Source organism: Candidatus Planktophila versatilis (genome assembly GCF_002288345.1).
Taxonomy (GTDB): Bacteria; Actinomycetota; Actinomycetes; order Nanopelagicales; family Nanopelagicaceae; genus Planktophila; species Planktophila versatilis_A.
This window is the reverse complement of sequence record NZ_CP016781.1, coordinates 795,849-814,783: the sequence shown is the minus strand read 5'-3', so window position 1 is coordinate 814,783 and position 18,935 is coordinate 795,849. Positions and strand designations below refer to the sequence as shown.

Genomic DNA, 18,935 nt, shown 5'->3' with positions numbered 1-18,935 from the left:
AAAAATGGGAAATTCACACCGCAGCCAGAAGGTTGCAGACCGCATCAAGGTAGTAGTGGCACAGCTGCTTGAGACAAAGATTAAAGATCCGCGTCTTGGCTTTGTCACTGTTACCGATGCGCGGGTGACCGGAGATCTACAGAACGCCTCTATTTTCTATACCGTCCTTGGTGGAGATGATGAGCGCGCCGCAACGGCAGCTGCTCTGGAATCTGCAAAAGGTGTGATCCGTAGCGCTGTGGGAAAAGATTTAGGCACCCGCATTACGCCATCACTTGAATTCATTCTTGATGGACTTCCAGAATCTGCCCAAGCACTTGACTCACTTTTAGAGCGAGTTCACCAACTTGATGCTGAAGTTGCGAAAGCGCGCGAGAATGCAAAGCCAGTGGTGGAAGATGCCTATAAAGTCCCACGCGTCGTAGAAAACAAATTTGATAACTAATGACAGATGGATTCCTGGTTGTAGATAAAGCTGGGGGAATGACCAGTCACGATGTCGTAGCAGTGGGGCGAAAAGCGCTGGGCACACGCAAAGTGGGCCATGCCGGAACACTTGATCCGATGGCTACTGGAGTATTGGTCCTAGGTTTCGGAAATGGCACCCGCCTTTTGCAATACATCACCGATGGCGATAAGTCCTATAGAGCAACAATCGTTCTTGGAAGCTCAACAATCACTGATGATAAAGAAGGCGAAGTGATTGCAACTACCCATGCAGCAGATGTTACTGATGGCGAGATTGCAAGAGTGTTAAAAACTATGGTTGGCACCATCGCCCAACGCCCATCATCTGTCTCGGCCGTAAAAGTTGGCGGAGAGCGTGCTTATGATCGTGTGCGAGCTGGTGAGAAGTTTGAACTGGAGTCGCGCAAAATAACAATCTCGCAACTAGATATTCTGGCAATTCGCCATTTAGCTGCCACAACTGAAGTTGATATTGAAGTCACCTGCTCAGCCGGAACATTTATTCGCGCCATTGCCCGCGACTTAGGGGAGGCGTTAGAAGTTGGTGGACACCTCAGCGCCTTGCGCCGCACGCGAGTTGCTGGCTTTAGCGAAAGAGATGCGGTCTCTTTTCAAGACCTGAAAGATCAGAAATTCACACCACTAAAGCTTGCAGATGTGGCCAGAGTGACTTTTTCTGTACGCGAGCTCACTCTGGAAGAAGTCACAGAGTTATCTTTTGGCAGGCCCCTGTCGAAAAATGGCACGACTTCCATCACTGCTGCGATGTCACCAGATAATCGACTCATCGCACTGCTCAAAGATGATGGAATACATGCAAAACCCATCGCTGTCTTTGCGGCAGCGAACTAGGTAAGGCAAGATTGGAATATGTCCGAGACTAACGTTGTACTCATTGGGGTATTCGATGGCGTACATAAGGGACATCAACAACTGCTTAATCGCGCAAAAGAGATTGCAAATGGGCGTGCCATCGTTGCCCTGACCTTTGATCCACATCCAACAACTGTCTTTGCCCCCGAAAAGGTTCCTACCTCGCTGACAACCTTGGCTGATCGGGTTGAACTCTTAAAGATTCATAACGCTGATCAAGTTGCAGTCATGAAGTTCAATGAGAAGTTTGCTGCAATGTCGCCCGAAGATTTTGTCGCCAATGTCTTAGTCGGCCAGCTTCATGCCAGCACCGTGGTGGTGGGAAAGAATTTCACTTATGGACACAAAGCGGCTGGAAATGTTGAATCACTTATCGCCGAGGGCCGCACACATAATTTCACAGTTGATGTGCAGGAGCTCAAAGCAGATACCGAGGTCATCTCATCTTCGCGCATACGTAAACTAGTAATTGAAGGAAAAGTTGAAGAAGCGCGCACGCTTCTATCGCGACCACATCGACTAGATGGCGTTGTGGTGCATGGTGAAAAGCGCGGGCGGGAAATTGGTTATCCCACAGCTAATTTAGGAAACATTGAAGGACAAACTATTCCTGCCGATGGCGTCTATGCCGGGTGGTTGACGGTGGGAATTAATTTCTGGCCGGCGGCAATTTCTATTGGCACCAATCCAACATTTGCAGGAGAACGCGCCAGACAAGTTGAAGCGTATGCACTTGATCAAGAGGGGCTAGAGCTCTATGACAAGAATGCATCCATTGAATTTGGTTGGTATCTACGTCCCACTCTGAAATTCGATAGCTTGGAAGAGCTATTGGTCCAGATGAAGAAGGATTGCGATAAAGCACGCGAATTAACCGAGAAATAAGGGCAATTCAGCCTCAATTTCACTTATCCACACCCCACAGGTAAACTTTGCCCTGTCCAACGAGAAAGTGATTTCCCGTGATTCAAACCGGGAAGCCTCTTGAACAGTACTGATGTACTTAACATGAAAAGGAATACAGCAACCAATGGCACTAACACCAGAAGTAAAGAAAGAAATCATTGCGAAGTACGGCTCATCAGCTACTGATACAGGAAGCCCTGAAGCTCAGATCGCTTTATTGTCACGTCGCATCGATGACATTACGACTCACCTTAAGACCAACCCACATGATCACCACAACCGTCGTGGTCTGTTGTTGCTCGTAGGTCAGCGTCGTCGCATCTTGCAGTACCTCGCAAAGACAGATATCAATCGTTACCGTGGAATTCTCGAGAAACTCGGAATCCGTCGCTAATTAAGTAAGAACTACCCGCCGGGGGACTAATGGTCCTCGGTAGTGGTTTCCAGATGTTTGCATCTGTGAACTTCGATCGAAGATTCATTCGTTTCGCCCTGCGAGTAGTTACCGCTTCCAAGCTGTGCTCATGCACCTTGGAATATGCAACAAACGAATCAAAGGAGGACCCATGGAGGGTCAAGACGTAAAGACAGCAGTAGCCGTTATCGATAACGGAAAGTACGGAAAGCGCGAGATTAAGTTCGAAACCGGACGCCTCGCAAAGCAAGCAGCAGGAGCTGCAGCTGTGTATCTAGATGATCAGACAATGATTTTCTCAGCAACAACAGCATCAAAGACACCTAAAGATCAATTCGATTTCTTCCCACTTACAGTTGATGTAGAAGAGAAGATGTATGCAATTGGCAAGATCCCAGGATCATTCTTCCGTCGTGAAGGCCGACCATCAGAAGAGGCAATTCTTACCTGCCGTCTGATTGACCGCCCATTGCGCCCATCATTTATCAAGGGACTTCGTAACGAAGTACAAATCGTTGTGACAGTAATGGCACTCGATCCTGACCACATGTATGACGTGATTGCTATCAACGCAGCATCAATGTCAACACAACTTGCAGGTCTGCCATTTTCAGGTCCTATCGGTGGAGTGCGTGTTGCACTTATCGAAGGCCAATGGGTTGCATTCCCAAATCACTCACAGGTTGAGAAAGCTGTTTTCGATATGGTCGTTGCAGGTCGCGTAACGGCTGACGATGTAGCAATCATGATGGTGGAAGCAGAAGCGACATCACGCACAATCGGTCTCATCGCCGGTGGCGCAGCAGCACCTACGGAAGAAATTGTTTCGCAAGGACTCGATGCAGCTAAGCCATTCATTCGCATTCTCTGCGAAGCGCAGTCAAAGCTGGCAGCAGTAGCTGCAAAGCCAACTGCAGATTTCCCAGTCTTCTTGGATTACCAAGATGATGTCTTTGCCGCAGTTGAGAAGGCTGCAAAAGATGATCTGGCAAAGGCGTTGACAATTTCAGGCAAGCAAGAGCGCGAGACAAAGATTGATGAAATCTCTGCATCGACAAAGGAATCAGTTTCAGCTGCCTTCGAAGGTCGCGAGAAGGAAGTTCCAGCAGCGTTTCGCTCACTGACAAAGAAGCTTGTTCGTCAGCGCGTATTGCGTGACAAGATCCGTATCGATGGTCGCGGTCTTCGTGATATTCGTGCCTTGTCTGCCGAAGTTGAAGTAATTCCTCGTGTACACGGATCTGCAATCTTCGAACGTGGAGAGACCCAGATTCTCGGTGTGACAACTCTTAATATGCTCAAGATGGAACAGCAGCTCGACACAATGAGCCCTGAGACATCAAAGCGTTATATGCACAACTACAACTTCCCACCATATTCAACTGGTGAGACCGGTCGCGTAGGAACTCCAAAGCGTCGCGAAATCGGCCACGGAGCACTTGCAGAGCGCGCACTCATTCCAGTACTTCCAACTCGCGAAGAGTTCCCTTACGCAATCCGTCAGGTCTCTGAAGCACTTGGTTCAAATGGATCTACATCAATGGGATCAGTTTGTGCATCAACACTGTCAATGCTCCAAGCTGGTGTGCCACTAAAGGCTCCAGTTGCCGGTATTGCAATGGGTCTTATCTCAGATGATGTTGATGGCAAGATTGAATATGTTGCCCTCACAGATATTCTCGGTGCTGAAGATGCATTCGGAGATATGGACTTCAAGGTTGCCGGAACGAAGGACTTTATTACCGCCCTTCAACTTGATACCAAGCTCGATGGAATTCCAGCTTCAGTTCTCGCTGGCGCCCTTCATCAGGCAAAGGAAGCGCGTTTAGCAATTCTTGATGTCATGAATGAAGCAATCGATACACCGGATGAGATGAGCCAATACGCTCCTCGCATCATCTCGGTGAAGATTCCAGTAGATCAGATCGGTGCAGTAATCGGGCCTAAGGGCAAGATTATTAACCAGATTCAAGATGAGACTGGCGCAGATATCTCCATTGAAGATGATGGAACTATCTACATCGGTGCCACCGATGGGCCATCGGCTGAAGCAGCTCGCGCGCAGATTAACGCGATTGCTAATCCACAAATGCCAGAAGTGGGAGAGCGATACCTCGGAACTGTTGTGAAGCTTGCAACATTCGGTGCATTCATCTCATTGATGCCAGGTAAAGATGGCCTGCTCCATGTATCTCAGATTCGCAAGATGCATGGTGGAAAGCGCATTGAAAACCTAGAAGAGGTCATGAAGGTTGGCGACAAGATTCAGGTTGAAATCGGCGAGATTGATCCAAAGGGCAAGCTCTCTTTGGTTCCGGTTCTCGAAGATGGATCGACTCCAGCTGCTGAATAAGTAGATGTCAGTTAAACGCTCAGTTCACGCAAGTGGCCTGCGGATTGTCACGGAAGAAGTTCCGTCAGTACGCAGCGCTGCTGTGGGAATTTGGGTCAATGTAGGTTCTCGTGATGAAGCACCGGCTACGGCTGGTGCTTCTCATTTTCTGGAACATCTTCTCTTTAAAGGAACAACAAGTAGAACAGCGTTAGAAATCTCCTCATCCATTGAGTCAGTCGGCGGTGAGATGAATGCCTTTACATCTAAGGAATACACCTGCTTCTACGCCCGCGTAATTGATACTGACTTACCCATGGCAATCGATGTGGTCAGCGATCTCATCACTTCCTCGGTTGTCTCAGCCCTAGATGTCGATGCCGAGCGCAAGGTAGTGCTTGAAGAAATTGCGATGCGCGATGATGATCCCAGTGATCTGGTGCACGATCTCTTTAGCGATACCTACTATGGCGATACCCCCATCGGGCGACCAATTCTAGGAACCGTTGATTCAATTAATGCGATGTCTCGCAACACAGTCTTTAACTACTATAAGAAGAAGTACTTACCGCAAGATCTGGTTGTTGCTGTGGCCGGCAATATCAAACATAAGCGCGTGGTTGCGATGGTTGAGCAAGCCCTGTCGCGCGATAACTTCCTTGATGTCATGGCCGCCCCTGTCATTCGCCCCAATATTCCGATTAAGAATTCAAAGCAACAATCTGTTGGTCTGATGTATAAAAAGAGCGAACAAGCTCATATGTTCTATGGGATGGAAGCTGTTGCAAGGGCAGATGAACGTCGCTTTGCGATGGGAGTTCTCTCGGCGGCCCTCGGCGGCGGCATGTCATCGCGCCTATTTCAAGAGATTCGTGAAAAACGTGGGCTTGCCTACTCTGTCTATTCATATGCGCAACAATTTGCTGGCTCTGGCCTCATTGGGTTTTATGCCGGATGTAACCCGTCTAAGGCTGTGGAAGTCGTCGAAATTATTCGCAGCGTCTTAAGTGATGTTGCCGAAAACGGGATGACCCATGAAGAAATTGATCGCGCCAAAGGCGCTGTGCGTGGATCCCTGGTATTGAGCCAGGAAGATACCGGTTCGCGCATGAGCCGCATCGGCAAGAATGAGATTGTGTATGGCCAAGTGATGGATTTCGATGACATTCTCACCTCGATTGACCGAGTGAGCGCTCAAGACATACGCGAAATTGCCAGCGAGTTCTTGGTCAAAACGCCTACCCTTGCTCTTGTCGGTCCATTTAAAAATGAAGCGAAATTTGAAAAGGTGTTAAAGCGATGATCAAAGTTGCAGTCATTGGTGCGCGTGGTCGCATGGGTTCTGAGGTAGTAAAGGCGGTCAATGAAGCAAAGGATCTAGAACTCGTTGCGCAACTTGATCTTGGAGATTCACTCGATGCTCTGCTTAACAGTGGCGCTGCGGTAGCGGTTGATTTCACAACACCTGATTCAGTGATGGCCAACCTCGAATTTTTGATCTCTCACAACATCAATGCGGTTGTGGGCACAACTGGTTTTGATGATGCCCGCATTGCCAAGATTAAGTCTCTTCTGGCTAGCTCAAAGTCAGGGGTATTAATTGCTCCCAACTTTGCTATTGGCGCAGTGCTCATGATGGAGTTTGCAACAAAGGCAGCTAAGTACTTTGAATCTGCTGAAATCATTGAACTACATCACCCCAACAAGGTTGATGCACCATCAGGCACCGCCGCCCGCACAGCTGAACTCATGTCAGCTGCACGCAAAGAAGCCGGATTACCTGTGATGCCAGATGCGACAACTACTTCTTTAGATGGAGCACGCGGTGCCACTGTGGGAGATATTCCAGTTCACTCGGTTCGCGTGCGCGGATTGGTTGCCCATCAAGAGGTATTACTCGGTGGAATTGGTGAAACACTTTCAATACGACATGACTCGATAGACAGAGTAGGTTTCATGCCAGGAGTACTCCTTGGAGTGCGAAAAGTTGTGACACATCCAGGGCTGACTTTCGGCCTGGAAAACTTTATGTAAGTAGGGGAGAACTCTCATGGCACTTGTAGATATCACGATGTATGGAGCCGACTGGTGCGGAGACTGCCGTCGTTCCAAGCGACTTTTAGAAGAGCTTGATGTTCAGGTAAACCATATTGATGTTGAAGTAGATGAATCTGCAGCAGCCAAGGTCCGTGAGATCAACGGGGGAGCGCAGTCAATTCCAGTGCTTGTCTTTTCAGATGGCACACACCTAACAGAGCCATCAGATAATGATTTGAAGGCAAAGCTAACTTCGCTGGGAATTATCTAGAAGCGATATAGAAGCGCGGAAGTAAGAGCTGCAGATATCACTACAACAAAGTAAGGCGCTTTGAGCAGTAGTGCAATGAGTGCCACAGCAACACCGGCAAGGCGCTGATCAATAACCCAGAGACCTTTTTCAGTCACCGTTTGAACTCCGACCAAGGCGCTGAGCAGTGCAACTGGTATCAGGGTATTAATGCGCAACATTCGGGGGTTTGTCAGAAATTTCTCAGGGATCAAGTAACCTGAATACCGCAGGGCAAAGAGTGCGATGCTGGAACCGATAACACCTATCCAGAGCGCGTTCATCGGCGCACCTTCCAGCCAAAAATCACGGCAAGTACGACGGTGGAAATTATTGGTAGACCGGCGCTGAGTACCGGACTGAGAAGGACTGCCAAGACAAGTGCGCACACCGCTAGCGCCCGTTCTAATTTATTTGTCAGCCTTGGCCACACAAGTCCTAAGAATGCGGCTGGAACTGCAGCATCCAGGCCCCAGGCGGAGGGATTTCCCATTGCTTTCGCACCGAGTGCGCCCAATAGGGTGAAGATGTTCCAGAAGATATAGACACCAACGCCGGTTAACCAGAAGCCTTGCTTCATCGCCGTAGTCCCTAGTTTTTCTTGACTTAAGGCAACACCAGTTGATTCATCAATAGTTACTTGCGCTGCAATTACCTTCCGCAATCCAGAGACTTTCAAAAGAGGTGCCATGCGAAGTGCATACAACATATTTCTCACACCAAGAAGTGAAGCTGTTGCGATTCCTGCAATGGCGCTTCCACCTGCGCCCATGACGCCCACTACTGCAAATTGAGATGCGCCAGAGAAAGTCAGAAGTGAGAGTAAACAAGTCTGCAGAACTGAGAACCCCGCGGCGATACTGGCGGCGCCAAATGCAGTTCCATAAAGGCCCACCGTCAAGGAGACGCTCAAGCTTTGGGATGCGGTGGTGCGGTTCACTCTGGACACGCGGACATTCTGCCCTAGATATGCAGCAAGTGGAGGGGGGTAGATAGATAAGGTGCGACCATGTCTGAGACCGTAATTTATAGAGACGATGTATCGGTAGAACTCGTGAAATCAAGTGCAAGTGATGCTGATGTCATTTGGGCCGCTCGAGTATCAACCGCCGGTGAGCAATCACTAGATGAAATAGGTGAAGATCCAGCGCGATCTGCTGGGCTCATCAATTATCTTGCTCGCGAACGCCATGGATCACCCTTCGAGCACACCTCGATGACTTTCTTTGTCTCAGCGCCCATCTTTGTCTTCCGCGAATTTATGCGCCATCGCATCGCTTCCTATAACGAGGAATCTGGTCGCTATCGCGAACTCAAGCCAGTTTTCTATATTCCTTCGAAAGAGCGCAAACTTATTCAGGTGGGTAAGACTGGTGCCTACACATTTGAAGATGGAACAGCAGAGCAATTTGAAATAACTGTAAAGGCGATGAAGGATGCATATGTCATTGCCTATGAGTCATATGTAAAGATGTTAGAGGCTGGCGTTGCCCGCGAAGTTGCGCGAGTTGTTTTGCCGGTAGCAACGTATTCATCTATGTATGTCACCATGAACGCACGCGCACTGATGAACTTTTTATCCCTGCGCACATCTCGTGAAGGTTCGCACTTTCCAAGCTATCCGCAGCGAGAAATCGAGATGGTTGCCGAAAAAATGGAAGCCGAGTTCGCGAAATTGATGCCTTTGACATACGGAGCCTTTGAAAAATCTGGTCGTATTGCGCCTTAAGCGATAAGATGCGCGGATGAGTATCCAGCCTCCTTTTGGTCGATTAATCACCGCAATGGTGACCCCATTTAATAGTGATGGTGCAATCGATTGGGATGGCGTTGCCACATTGGCGCAACATCTTGTTGATACCGGACATGATGGAATTGCAGTCAATGGCACAACCGGTGAAGCTCCCACCACAAAGTCTTCAGAAAAACTTGAGATCATCAAAGTGGTCAAGAGCGTCGTTGGCGAAAAAATCTGTGTTCTTTCCGGTGCTGGCGATAATGAGACCGCCTATACGGTTGAGCAAGCTAAGCGTTCCCAAGATGCGGGGGCAGATGCGCTGCTGGTGGTTACTCCTTATTACAACAAGCCTCCCCAAGCTGGAATCGAAGCGCACTTTCGCGCAGTAGCCGCCGCAACTGATCTGCCCATCATGATGTATGACATCCCGGGTCGCACCGGTGTTGAAATCGAATCTGACACCATCGTCAAACTCTTTGAAAGCGTGAAGAACATTGTTGCCCTCAAAGATGCCAAGGGAAATATCGCAGCCACATCATGGGTAATTAAGCGCTCAGGTATTCCGGTCTATTCCGGTGATGACATTCTCAACTTGCCATTCCTCTCTGTTGGAGCTGTCGGCTTTGTCTCTGTCTGTGGCCACACCGTTGGCTTAGACCTCAAAGCGATGCTTAATGCCTGGTTTGCTGGCGATGCAACCAAAGCTCTTGAGATTCATCAGAAACTTCTTCCAGTCTTCACTGGAACCTTCCGCACACAAGGTGCAATTTTGACCAAGGCAGCGATGTCTCTCATGGGACTCCCAGGAGGAACTACTCGTCTGCCACTCGTTGATGCCACCGAAGCACAGATCGAACAATTACGTAAAGATCTTATTGCTGGTGGAATCACGTTGAAAAAATAATTTGGCTGTATGACTCAACACCCGCATCCGAACTTAGGAACTCCTAGCAAGCTAGCCGCCGGGGGAGTTCGCATCGTCGCCCTTGGTGGAATCTCTGAAATCGGTCGCAATATGACCGTCTATGAAACAAATGGAAAGTTACTCATCGTCGATTGCGGAGTTCTCTTCCCGGAAGATAATCAGCCTGGAATTGATTTAATCTTGCCTGATTTCTCCTACATCCGAGATCGCCTTGCTGATGTGGTCGGTATCTTTCTTACCCATGGACATGAAGACCATATCGGGGCAGTTCCATACTTACTGCGTGAACGCGGTGATATTCCGGTCTATGGCTCTGCGCTTACTATCGCCCTCATTGCTGCTAAATGTAAAGAACATCGAATTTCTCCACTGATGCGCGAAGTTCGAGAAGGACTGCGCGAAGATGTCGGACCATTTGAATTAGAGTTTATTGCCGTTAACCATTCGATTCCAGACGCACTTGCCGTTGCCATCCACACAAGTGCTGGAACAATTCTTCACACCGGTGATTTTAAGATGGATCAGCTTCCCCTCGATGGTCGCATTACAGATCTGCGAACATTTGCCCGCTTGGGTGAAGAGGGTGTTGATCTATTCCTGGTTGATTCCACCAATGCCGACGTTCCTGGATTTACGCCATCTGAGCGAGAAATCATGCCGGCACTTAACCGAGTAATCTCATCAACAAAGCGCCGAGTTATTGTTGCCTCATTCAGCTCACACGTGCATAGAGTGCAGCAGGTTATCGACACAGCAGCCCTGCACAATAGAAAAGTTGCATTTATCGGCCGGTCGATGATTCGCAATATGAAGATTGCACAAGAGATGGGATACCTCACCGTTCCCTCAGGGATTTTATTTGACGCCCGCGAGTTAGAAAACTACGACGATAACGTGGTGCTGATCTGCACAGGTTCGCAAGGTGAACCGATGGCAGCCCTTTCCCGGATGGCAAACGGTGATCACCAGATCAGAGTGGGAGAAGGGGACACCGTCATCTTGGCATCCTCACTGATTCCAGGTAATGAAAATTCTGTTTTTCGCATTATTAATGAACTCACTCGATGGGGCGCCAAAGTGGTGCATAAAGCTAATGCCATGGTGCATGTCTCTGGTCACGCAGCAGCGGGTGAACTTCTCTATTGCTACAACATCGTCAAGCCTAAGTACGCCCTCCCCGTGCATGGAGAATGGCGTCACCTGAAAGCTAATGCTGAGCTAGCTATCGAATCAGGTGTTCCGCGCGAGAACGCATTCATTATTGAAAACGGCATTGTTATCGACCTGATAGATCACCACGCTGAAATTGTTGGCGCTGTGCCATGTGGTTTTGTCTATGTCGATGGTGGCAGCGTTGGCGATATCACCGAATCATCTCTCAAAGATCGCAGGATTCTGGGCGAAGAAGGATTCATCTCTGTCATTGTGGTGATCGAATCGCAAACTGGAAAAATTGTTGCCGGACCTGACATTCATGCGCGTGGTTTTAATGAGGACATCGCACTCTTTGATGAGGTGAAAGGGCAGATTGAAAAGGCGCTAGCTGCTGCAGTTGCAGAGGGAGTCAATGGAACGCATCAGTTGTCACAAGTTGTGCGTCGCACCATTGGGGGATGGGTAGGCCAAAAACATCGCCGGCGCCCGATGATTGTTCCGGTAGTCATTGAGGTCTAAGCGGCGCGCCTACGCTCGCTAAAAAAACTCTCCACCTAAGATTGAATGTGTGGCTAAGAAAAAGAAAAGCACATCCGCACGCTCAGCACTGGGCTCCATCGGTCGCGGCTTAGCCATACTCTGGCACTACCTTGCTAAATCTTTAGGTGCATCAGTTCGATTCGTTGCACGGGGTGCGCGAGATTTAGATCCAGAACATCATCGAGATGGCGCTGCGCTCCTAGTTCTTTTAACTTCACTGGCAGCATTGGCTGGAACTTGGTTTCAGGCAGATAACTATGTGGGACGCAATCTCTATTCATTTTTCTACGGGGCATTTGGTCGCATCGGTGTTTTAGCACCGCTTGTTCTGCTCTACTTTGCAGTGCGACTCTTTAGAAAACCTGATGATGCTCATGTCACCGGTCGAATAACTATTGGAACACTCACGTTATTAGTAAGCACCACAGGTTTAGCACACCTGCTTAACGGTTCACTTGGGGCAGTAAATGCCACAGGTGCTACTGCAATCAGAGAAGGCGGTGGCTTACTTGGGTACTGGGTAGCGTTGCCGTTGGTTGCTCTGATGACATCACTGCTTGCTTATCCAGTTCTGATTGCAATCTTTCTCTTTGGGCTTCTCATTATCACTGCCACCCCAATTTCAAAGGTGGGGATAAAACTTAAAGTCATCTTCATCTGGCTCTGGTCTAAAAAGCCATCACGGAGCAAGGATGAGTTTGAGATTTCAGATACACCACCTTTTGAATCACCTGTGGTCGCCTGGAATCAGGCCGAAGATGAGATTGATGAAGAAGAGTTCGATGAAGAGTTCACCGTTGAGATTCCCAGAGCTCCTTTGGAGGCACAACTTAAAGAGGCGCCTAAAAGTGATAGGCGTCCTGAGCAACTCTTGCTCACCAGTGATATCAAATATGAGCTGCCTTCACATGATCTACTCAAGCTAGGACCTGCTGCAAAGGCGAAGAGCAAAGCCAATGAAGCTGTTGTGGCCTCACTGACTGAAGTATTTAAACAATTTGAAATTGATGCTGAGGTCACAGGCTTTATGCGCGGGCCGACTGTGACGCGCTATGAAGTTGAGCTGGGAAATGCGGTTAAAGTTGAACGAATAACCGCATTATCGAAGAATATTTCCTACGCTGTTGCCAGCAACGAAGTGCGAATTCTTTCCCCGATTCCGGGTAAATCTGCGGTCGGCATTGAAATCCCTAATGCCGATCGTGAAATTGTCGCTTTAGGCGATGTCATGCGTTCTAGCGTTGCCGGGCAAGATCACCACCCAATGCTGGTTGCACTTGGCAAAGATGTTGAAGGAAATTTTGTCTGCGCAAATCTTGCGAAAATGCCTCACTTATTAGTAGCTGGTGCCACCGGTGCGGGTAAATCTTCCATGATTAACGCCATGATTACCTCGATTTTGATGCGTGCTACACCTGATGATGTGCGCCTTATTTTGATAGATCCAAAGCGCGTGGAACTCACTGCCTATGAAGGTATTCCACATCTGATTACTCCGATCATTACCAATCCGAAGAAGGCAGCGGACGCGCTCACCTGGGTTGTGCGTGAGATGGATCTTCGTTATGAAGATCTTGCAACTTTTGGCTTTAGACATATTGATGATTTTAATAAGGCTGTTCGTGCTGGAAAAGTTGTGACGCCTCCGGGCTCAGATCGCATCGTTGAGCCATATCCGTACCTACTTGTGATCATCGATGAGTTAGCTGACCTCATGATGGTTGCTGCGCGCGAAGTAGAAGAATCGGTAGTGCGAATCACACAGTTGGCAAGATCTGCAGGTATTCACTTAGTGCTAGCTACACAACGCCCAAGTGTGGATGTTGTCACAGGGCTGATTAAGGCGAACGTTCCTTCACGTCTATCTTTTGCAACATCATCACTCGCCGATAGTCGAGTTATTCTCGATAGCCCTGGAGCTGAAAAACTCATCGGCCAAGGTGATGCGCTCTTTATCCCAATGGGGGCAAGCCGTGCGATAAGAATCCAAGGCGCTTATGTGTCAGAGCGCGAAATTGAAGCGGTGACAACCCATGTTAAGAAACAACTTTCACCACGTTATCGTGATGACGTTACACAGGTGGCACAGGTAAATAGGAATCTTGATAAAGAAATTGGCGATGATTTAGAGATACTCATTCAAGCCGTTGAGTTAGTTGTCAGCACTCAATTTGGTTCAACTTCTATGTTGCAGCGAAAGTTGCGAGTGGGATTTGCAAAGGCCGGACGATTGATGGATCTGATGGAATCTAGGGGAATCGTAGGACCCTCTGAAGGCTCCAAGGCCAGAACGGTCCTGGTCAAACAAGATGAGATTGACTCTGTGCTTGCCACGCTTCGCGACTATTAACAGCAGGTAAATTTGGTGTGGTTTTTGCGGGTGAGAATTATCTTCACCAGCCAAATCTGTTCTCAACCGGAATAATAAGTTGTTAAACTTGTCACCTGATTGGCATCTTTGATGAAGGACCTTCATGAGCACAGGCAGCGAACTACGCGATCAACGCGAGGCTGCTGGCATTTCTAAAGATCAGTTAGCCTCGCTGATTAGTGTGCGAGCCGGATTAATCTCGCAAATGGAGCTCAATGATTTTTCACATTGTGGTGGCGACATCTACGCAAGAGGACACCTTAAAAATATTGCGCTTCGACTTGGTTTAGCTGCAGATTATTTTGTTGAAATGTACAACGCTGAGCACTCATCAGAACATAGAGGTATTCACGATCAGCTCCTTGATAACAATGTTGGAACAATCCCTCGTGAGGCTCGAAAAATATCGTGGAAGTTACCGGCGCTTATCTCTATCGCCATCTTGGTTGTCGCTGGTTCTATTCAGATCGTAGTATCAAATCAATCCTCGGTCACAACTCCGGAAGTTGTTGCTAAACCATCACCGGTTGCCTCAGTCACACCAGAGGCCACACCAACTCCGGCACCTACCGTTTCCACCTCAGCATCGCCTTCAACCGGATCTGTCTCACTAGTACTAGAAGCCTCACGAGGTAATTCATTTATCAATGTGGTCGTTGATGGCAAAAGTGTTATTAAAGGTTCAATATTTCAAGGTGAAACCAAGAGTTACACTGGTGCCACCTCGGTCAGCATTTACCTGAGTAATCCGGCAGGTGTGGATGTGACACATAATGGAAAATTATTGAGCCCGCTCGGCGGACAGAATCAGGAAATCCGTCGCACCTTTCGCTAATTAAGATTTCTCACCGATAACCCTGTAACATCACCTTCATGTCTCGCACCGTAGCTATTGTCACTATGGGGTGCGCCCGTAACGATGTTGACTCAGAAGAACTCGCTGGCAGATTAGCCGCCGATGGCTGGACCCTGGTCGCAGACGTTGAATCTGCAGAGGTCGCAGTTGTTAATACCTGCGGTTTTATTGAATCAGCGAAGAAGGATTCAATCGATGCCCTATATGCCGCGAACTCACTTAAGGGTCATGGCACCACAAAGGTAGTTGTAGCCGTGGGTTGCATGGCAGAACGCTATGGCAAAGAGCTGGCTGAAGCCCTTCCGGAGGCAGATGCAATTCTAGGTTTCGATGATTATCAAGATATCTCAGAACGCTTGCAATCAATTATTAGCGGTAACGCGCATACGCCACACGTTCCGCGCGATCGTCGCGCACTACTTCCCATCGCACCAGTTGAACGCGCAGCTGCGCGCGATGAAAGTTTTGCATCAGCTGTCGGTGCTGGTGGTTCGCTCTTTCGTAAGCGGCTAGGAGATGCACCCTGGGCGCCACTAAAGATTGCTTCAGGCTGTGATCGTCGCTGCTCCTTCTGTGCAATTCCATATTTCAGAGGCTCATTTATCTCACGTAGGCCGACTGAGATTCTGCAAGAAGCCACATGGCTGGCCAATAATGGCGTGAGTGAACTCTTTCTGGTCAGTGAGAACACCACGAGTTATGGCAAGGACCTCGGTGATATCAAGTTGATGGAGAAGATTCTTCATGAATTTGCCGAAATCTCTGGAGTTGAGCGAGTACGTCTTTCTTACCTGCAGCCTGCCGAGATGAGACCATCACTGCTGCAAGCGATGATTGAGACCGAAAAAGTTGCGCCCTACTTTGATCTCTCCTTCCAACATACAAGCCCTACAGTGTTACGTCGGATGCGCCGTTTTGGTGATTCAGAAAAATTCCTACACCTGATCACGCAAATCCGCGCACTCTCACCCGAGGCCGGAATCAGATCAAATTTCATCGTTGGTTTTCCCGGTGAGACCGAAGCCGATTACAACGATTTAGCTGAATTTATAACGGAAGCAAAGTTAGATGCAGTGGGAGTATTTGGATATTCCGATGAAGATAATACGGAGGCGATAGATCTTCCGGATAAAGTCGCTGATGAGGTAATTCGCCAAAGAGTAGAGTCACTGTCTTCACTAGCTGATGAAATGGTTTCAGTGCGCGCACAAGCTCGCATCGGTGAACATGTGCGGGTTCTCATTGAAGATGCCGAACTACAAGAAGGACGCGCGGCTCATCAAGGGCCTGAAGTAGATGGCACAACATCATTTATTGGCACCTCATTTGCTGTCGGTGAGTATGTCGATGCGGTGATTATTGAATCGATGGGCGCAGATTTGGTGGCGCAGGCACAATGAGAATTCCTTCATTCATCACACCGAATTGGCTGACAGTTACTCGAATTCTTTTTATTCCGGTGGGTGTCTACTTTCTCTTTCTTGATGGGGGAGATAACGCTGGCAATCAAATAATTGCCTGGACCATATTCTTCTTCTTAGGACTCACAGATTTTGTTGATGGAAAGTGGGCGCGGCAATCGAATCGCATCACAGCCCTTGGCACCTTTTTAGATCCAGTAGCCGATAAAGCGCTGATTGGCTCGGCGATGATTTCACTCTCCATCCTTGGCCGCTTTCCGTGGTGGATGACGATACTTATCCTCGCTCGTGAAATCGGAATCACAATTTTTCGTTTACTTGTTATTCGAGATGGTGTAATTCCTGCCAGCAAGGGCGGAAAGTTAAAGACTTTCTTCCAGGGTTTCGGTGTGGGCTTCTTCGTGCTTCCACTGCCAGCTTCCCTTGATTGGTTTAAGTTCGCATTTATCTCAGTGGCAATCATTTTGACACTCACCAGTGCCTATGAATACATCAACGCCTGGCGCACAAGTGCGGGCAAAGGCAAGGTTAAATAGATGGCCACACAATCTCCGGCGCAATCAATTATTGAAACCTTAACTTCCCGTGGTCAGACACTTTCCGTTGCTGAATCTCTGACTGGTGGGGGACTTGGTTTCGCACTTACCCAGGTGCCGGGTGCATCTGCGGTTTTTCTTGGTGGCATCATTTCCTACACCACAGATGTGAAAGTGCACGAACTTGGTGTTGGGCAATCAGTCATTGATCAATACAAAGTAGTCAGTGAAGAGGTTGCGATTGAAATGGCAGAGGGTGCAAAGAATAAGTTTGCAACTACCTGGGCGATTTCAACAACGGGCGTAGCCGGCCCCGGGGATTATCAAGGGGTGCGCGAAGGAACAGTCTGGATCGCAATTCGTGGGCCCATCAATCAAAGCCTGACGCTTACCCTGGATGGCGGGCGCGATGGCGTGCGCCAAGGCGCTATATCCAGCGCAATCGGTACCTTTGCGCGTATCCTTAGCGCTTAGTACCTCATGAAATTCAAAAGGAGCGTTGCCATGGTTCTTCTACGCCAAGCAGTTGGTCACACACTTCGTAACGCTCGCACAGCTCAATCTCGCACTCTTCGCGATGTCGCGCGGGAAGCACGCGTCTCACTGGGTTATCTGTCGGAAGTAGAGCGCGGACAGAAAGAAGCTTCTTCTGAACTTCTCAATGCAATCTGCGAAGCGCTCGGCCTGACTCTCTCTTCGGTCATGACCGGAGTAACTCACGAACTCGCATCTCGTGAAAGTGCAAAGCTCTCTGTTGTCGACGCAGCCTAAGTACCTACTGCAAGGCGGGATACACCGCCGTACTGAGAGTGCAATCCTCGAAGGAACAAAGAAACTAATTTCCCAGTTCGGCATTTCTAATGTTTCCATGATTGAAATTGCCGATGCATCTGAAGTATCTCGCGCCACTTTATATAACCATTACCGAGATAAGAGTGCGGTTCTACTTGCCCTCTTAACTGCTGAGGTAGAACGACTTGTGGAGTTGGCCCAGCGCGCCGGTACTCCTGCCGATGCGCTAGAAATCTTGTCTCGTGAAGTCTCAGCCGATACCGCACTTGCTTCCATGAGAACTCACGATGGGCAGATGCTAATAGCAATCATGTCTCATTCAGAAAATCCGCTCTATCTCACCCTTGCACAATGCATCTATGGCGCAATCAAATCTGAAGCTGGCACCGGAGTTGCCATGCGCTGGCTCCTTGGCCAAGTAATGCAGCCAATAACTCCTAAGCAATCACGTGAGCAGGCAGAGTTACTCGTCGATCGCACATTGTTTTAAGAGATTTAGCTATGCGCATTTCAGATCTGCGGGAACGCTTAACGCTCTCATTCGGTGAATCCTGGGCGCCATCTTTCGCACACGATATTGCCATTAGCGAGCTTGCATCTATGACAGTCAATGAGGCACTTGCAGCCGGACGGGAAGCCGATGAAATTTGGCGGGCAGTGTGTAAGCAATGTCCGAATGAAACCCAGAAGTACCGGTATTAAGCCCTAAACGGCGATGACTTCTAAGACCCAGGGCTGCTGACCCGCAGCCGGTGTTAAGGCGCACGGGTATTTCTCAGAGACGATGGCATAGAGATCTTCCGGAGTCTGCGGCGTAGCGCGAGATTGCAGCAGCCAGCGCGTGATTTCACCGCGGGTCTTTTTCGACATATGAGTTACCACCGTGCGCACGCCGTTAACCACCGTTGAAACCTTTACCTCCACCGTGATTTCAGGTGGTGCTGTCCACACGCTCTTATAGGTCGAAGAGCGGCAGTCGATAATCAGCTGGCGCTCGCGGGAATCAAGGGCGGTGGCAACACTGGGCCGCATCGCCTTGTTATCAATCTTGAGCTTGTAGCTTTCAATGCGATCACTTGGCCCAATAGCCCCGTATTTGGCGGAGATAATGGCGATTACCGATTCACCGCGCTTCTTGGCAGCGGGTGAGAGCGTGGGCCAATCCAGCGCCTGATAGAGGACCCCGGTATAGACCGAGATCGCAGTGGTGGGTTTAGTGGTCGCAAGCTTCTTTTCGGACGGGGAAAGCAGGATCAACATGCGACACACCCTACTTGTCAG

Annotated in this window: 22 protein-coding genes; 19 read left to right on the top strand and 3 right to left on the bottom strand. The window is 48.9% G+C overall.

Annotation, left to right across the window (positions count from 1 at the left end):
- The first annotated feature begins 4 nt into the window (after nucleotides 1–4).
- The 8 genes from rbfA to A1sIIB142_RS04115 all read left to right on the top strand — a co-directional run bounded on the left by rbfA (nucleotide 5) and on the right by A1sIIB142_RS04115 (nucleotide 7,302).
- Nucleotides 5–445: a 30S ribosome-binding factor RbfA gene (rbfA, locus tag A1sIIB142_RS04150; protein ID WP_095693796.1), complete on the top strand. Its 441-nt coding sequence runs from the start codon at nucleotides 5–7 to the stop codon at nucleotides 443–445.
- Nucleotides 445–1,320: a tRNA pseudouridine(55) synthase TruB gene (gene truB, locus A1sIIB142_RS04145; RefSeq protein ID WP_095693795.1), complete on the top strand. Its 876-nt coding sequence runs from the start codon at nucleotides 445–447 to the stop codon at nucleotides 1,318–1,320. The genes rbfA and truB overlap by 1 nt, the downstream gene beginning before the upstream one ends.
- Before the next feature lie 18 nt (nucleotides 1,321–1,338).
- Nucleotides 1,339–2,226, top strand: a complete 888-nt coding sequence (locus A1sIIB142_RS04140) for a bifunctional riboflavin kinase/FAD synthetase (RefSeq protein WP_095693794.1) — start codon at nucleotides 1,339–1,341, stop codon at nucleotides 2,224–2,226.
- A gap of 145 nt (nucleotides 2,227–2,371) precedes the next feature.
- Nucleotides 2,372–2,641 (top strand): 30S ribosomal protein S15, encoded by a 270-nt coding sequence (rpsO, locus tag A1sIIB142_RS04135; protein WP_095674990.1) that lies wholly within the window; start codon nucleotides 2,372–2,374, stop codon nucleotides 2,639–2,641.
- A 172-nt stretch (nucleotides 2,642–2,813) separates the two neighbouring features.
- A complete protein-coding gene (locus A1sIIB142_RS04130; protein WP_095693793.1) occupies nucleotides 2,814–5,015 on the top strand; it encodes a polyribonucleotide nucleotidyltransferase in 2,202 nt (733 codons plus the stop codon).
- Between the two features lie 4 nt (nucleotides 5,016–5,019).
- Complete coding sequence (locus A1sIIB142_RS04125) at nucleotides 5,020–6,297, top strand: M16 family metallopeptidase (protein WP_095693792.1); 1,278 nt, start codon at nucleotides 5,020–5,022, stop codon at nucleotides 6,295–6,297.
- Nucleotides 6,294–7,028, top strand: coding sequence for a 4-hydroxy-tetrahydrodipicolinate reductase (gene dapB, locus A1sIIB142_RS04120; RefSeq protein WP_095693791.1), 735 nt, complete (start codon nucleotides 6,294–6,296; stop codon nucleotides 7,026–7,028). The genes A1sIIB142_RS04125 and dapB overlap by 4 nt, the downstream gene beginning before the upstream one ends.
- Before the next feature lie 16 nt (nucleotides 7,029–7,044).
- Nucleotides 7,045–7,302 carry a glutaredoxin domain-containing protein gene (locus tag A1sIIB142_RS04115; protein WP_095693790.1) on the top strand — a complete coding sequence of 86 codons (258 nt, stop codon included), beginning with the start codon at nucleotides 7,045–7,047 and terminating at the stop codon, nucleotides 7,300–7,302.
- Here the strand turns inward: A1sIIB142_RS04115 and A1sIIB142_RS04110 are convergent.
- The gene (locus tag A1sIIB142_RS04110; RefSeq protein ID WP_095693789.1) at nucleotides 7,299–7,604 is read right to left on the bottom strand and encodes an AzlD domain-containing protein; all 306 of its coding nucleotides are present in this window, start codon (nucleotides 7,602–7,604) and stop codon (nucleotides 7,299–7,301) included. The genes A1sIIB142_RS04115 and A1sIIB142_RS04110 overlap by 4 nt on opposite strands.
- Nucleotides 7,601–8,269: an AzlC family ABC transporter permease gene (locus A1sIIB142_RS04105; RefSeq protein ID WP_223299170.1), complete on the bottom strand. Its 669-nt coding sequence runs from the start codon at nucleotides 8,267–8,269 to the stop codon at nucleotides 7,601–7,603. The genes A1sIIB142_RS04110 and A1sIIB142_RS04105 overlap by 4 nt, the downstream gene beginning before the upstream one ends.
- 60 nt (nucleotides 8,270–8,329) lie before the next feature.
- Between A1sIIB142_RS04105 and thyX the strand changes: the two genes are divergently transcribed.
- The 11 genes from thyX (at nucleotide 8,330) to A1sIIB142_RS04050 (ending at nucleotide 18,356) form a co-directional block, all read left to right on the top strand.
- Nucleotides 8,330–9,049: an FAD-dependent thymidylate synthase gene (gene thyX, locus A1sIIB142_RS04100; protein ID WP_095693787.1), complete on the top strand. Its 720-nt coding sequence runs from the start codon at nucleotides 8,330–8,332 to the stop codon at nucleotides 9,047–9,049.
- Between the two features lie 16 nt (nucleotides 9,050–9,065).
- Nucleotides 9,066–9,962: a 4-hydroxy-tetrahydrodipicolinate synthase gene (gene dapA, locus A1sIIB142_RS04095; protein WP_095693786.1), complete on the top strand. Its 897-nt coding sequence runs from the start codon at nucleotides 9,066–9,068 to the stop codon at nucleotides 9,960–9,962.
- Between the two features lie 9 nt (nucleotides 9,963–9,971).
- On the top strand, nucleotides 9,972–11,657 hold the full coding sequence (locus A1sIIB142_RS04090) for a ribonuclease J (RefSeq protein ID WP_095693785.1): 1,686 nt from the start codon (nucleotides 9,972–9,974) through the stop codon (nucleotides 11,655–11,657).
- A gap of 49 nt (nucleotides 11,658–11,706) precedes the next feature.
- Complete coding sequence (locus tag A1sIIB142_RS04085) at nucleotides 11,707–14,028, top strand: FtsK/SpoIIIE family DNA translocase (RefSeq protein WP_190283248.1); 2,322 nt, start codon at nucleotides 11,707–11,709, stop codon at nucleotides 14,026–14,028.
- Nucleotides 14,029–14,152: 124 nt separating this feature from the next.
- Nucleotides 14,153–14,884, top strand: coding sequence for a helix-turn-helix domain-containing protein (locus tag A1sIIB142_RS04080; RefSeq protein WP_095693784.1), 732 nt, complete (start codon nucleotides 14,153–14,155; stop codon nucleotides 14,882–14,884).
- Between the two features lie 38 nt (nucleotides 14,885–14,922).
- Complete coding sequence (gene rimO, locus A1sIIB142_RS04075) at nucleotides 14,923–16,305, top strand: 30S ribosomal protein S12 methylthiotransferase RimO (protein ID WP_095693783.1); 1,383 nt, start codon at nucleotides 14,923–14,925, stop codon at nucleotides 16,303–16,305.
- The gene (gene pgsA / locus A1sIIB142_RS04070) at nucleotides 16,302–16,862 is read left to right on the top strand and encodes a CDP-diacylglycerol--glycerol-3-phosphate 3-phosphatidyltransferase (RefSeq protein ID WP_095693782.1); all 561 of its coding nucleotides are present in this window, start codon (nucleotides 16,302–16,304) and stop codon (nucleotides 16,860–16,862) included. Before rimO ends, pgsA begins: the two co-directional genes overlap by 4 nt.
- On the top strand, nucleotides 16,863–17,336 hold the full coding sequence (locus tag A1sIIB142_RS04065; protein WP_095693781.1) for a CinA family protein: 474 nt from the start codon (nucleotides 16,863–16,865) through the stop codon (nucleotides 17,334–17,336).
- A gap of 30 nt (nucleotides 17,337–17,366) precedes the next feature.
- Nucleotides 17,367–17,633: a helix-turn-helix domain-containing protein gene (locus tag A1sIIB142_RS04060; protein WP_095693780.1), complete on the top strand. Its 267-nt coding sequence runs from the start codon at nucleotides 17,367–17,369 to the stop codon at nucleotides 17,631–17,633.
- Nucleotides 17,617–18,144, top strand: coding sequence for a TetR/AcrR family transcriptional regulator (locus tag A1sIIB142_RS04055; RefSeq protein ID WP_223299169.1), 528 nt, complete (start codon nucleotides 17,617–17,619; stop codon nucleotides 18,142–18,144). The genes A1sIIB142_RS04060 and A1sIIB142_RS04055 overlap by 17 nt, the downstream gene beginning before the upstream one ends.
- Nucleotides 18,145–18,155: 11 nt before the next feature.
- Nucleotides 18,156–18,356 (top strand): DUF3046 domain-containing protein, encoded by a 201-nt coding sequence (locus A1sIIB142_RS04050; RefSeq protein WP_095674974.1) that lies wholly within the window; start codon nucleotides 18,156–18,158, stop codon nucleotides 18,354–18,356.
- Between the two features lie 3 nt (nucleotides 18,357–18,359).
- Here A1sIIB142_RS04050 and yaaA read toward each other — a convergent pair whose 3' ends face one another.
- A complete protein-coding gene (gene yaaA, locus A1sIIB142_RS04045) occupies nucleotides 18,360–18,914 on the bottom strand; it encodes a peroxide stress protein YaaA (RefSeq protein WP_095693779.1) in 555 nt (184 codons plus the stop codon).
- Between the last annotated feature and the right edge of the window lie 21 nt (nucleotides 18,915–18,935).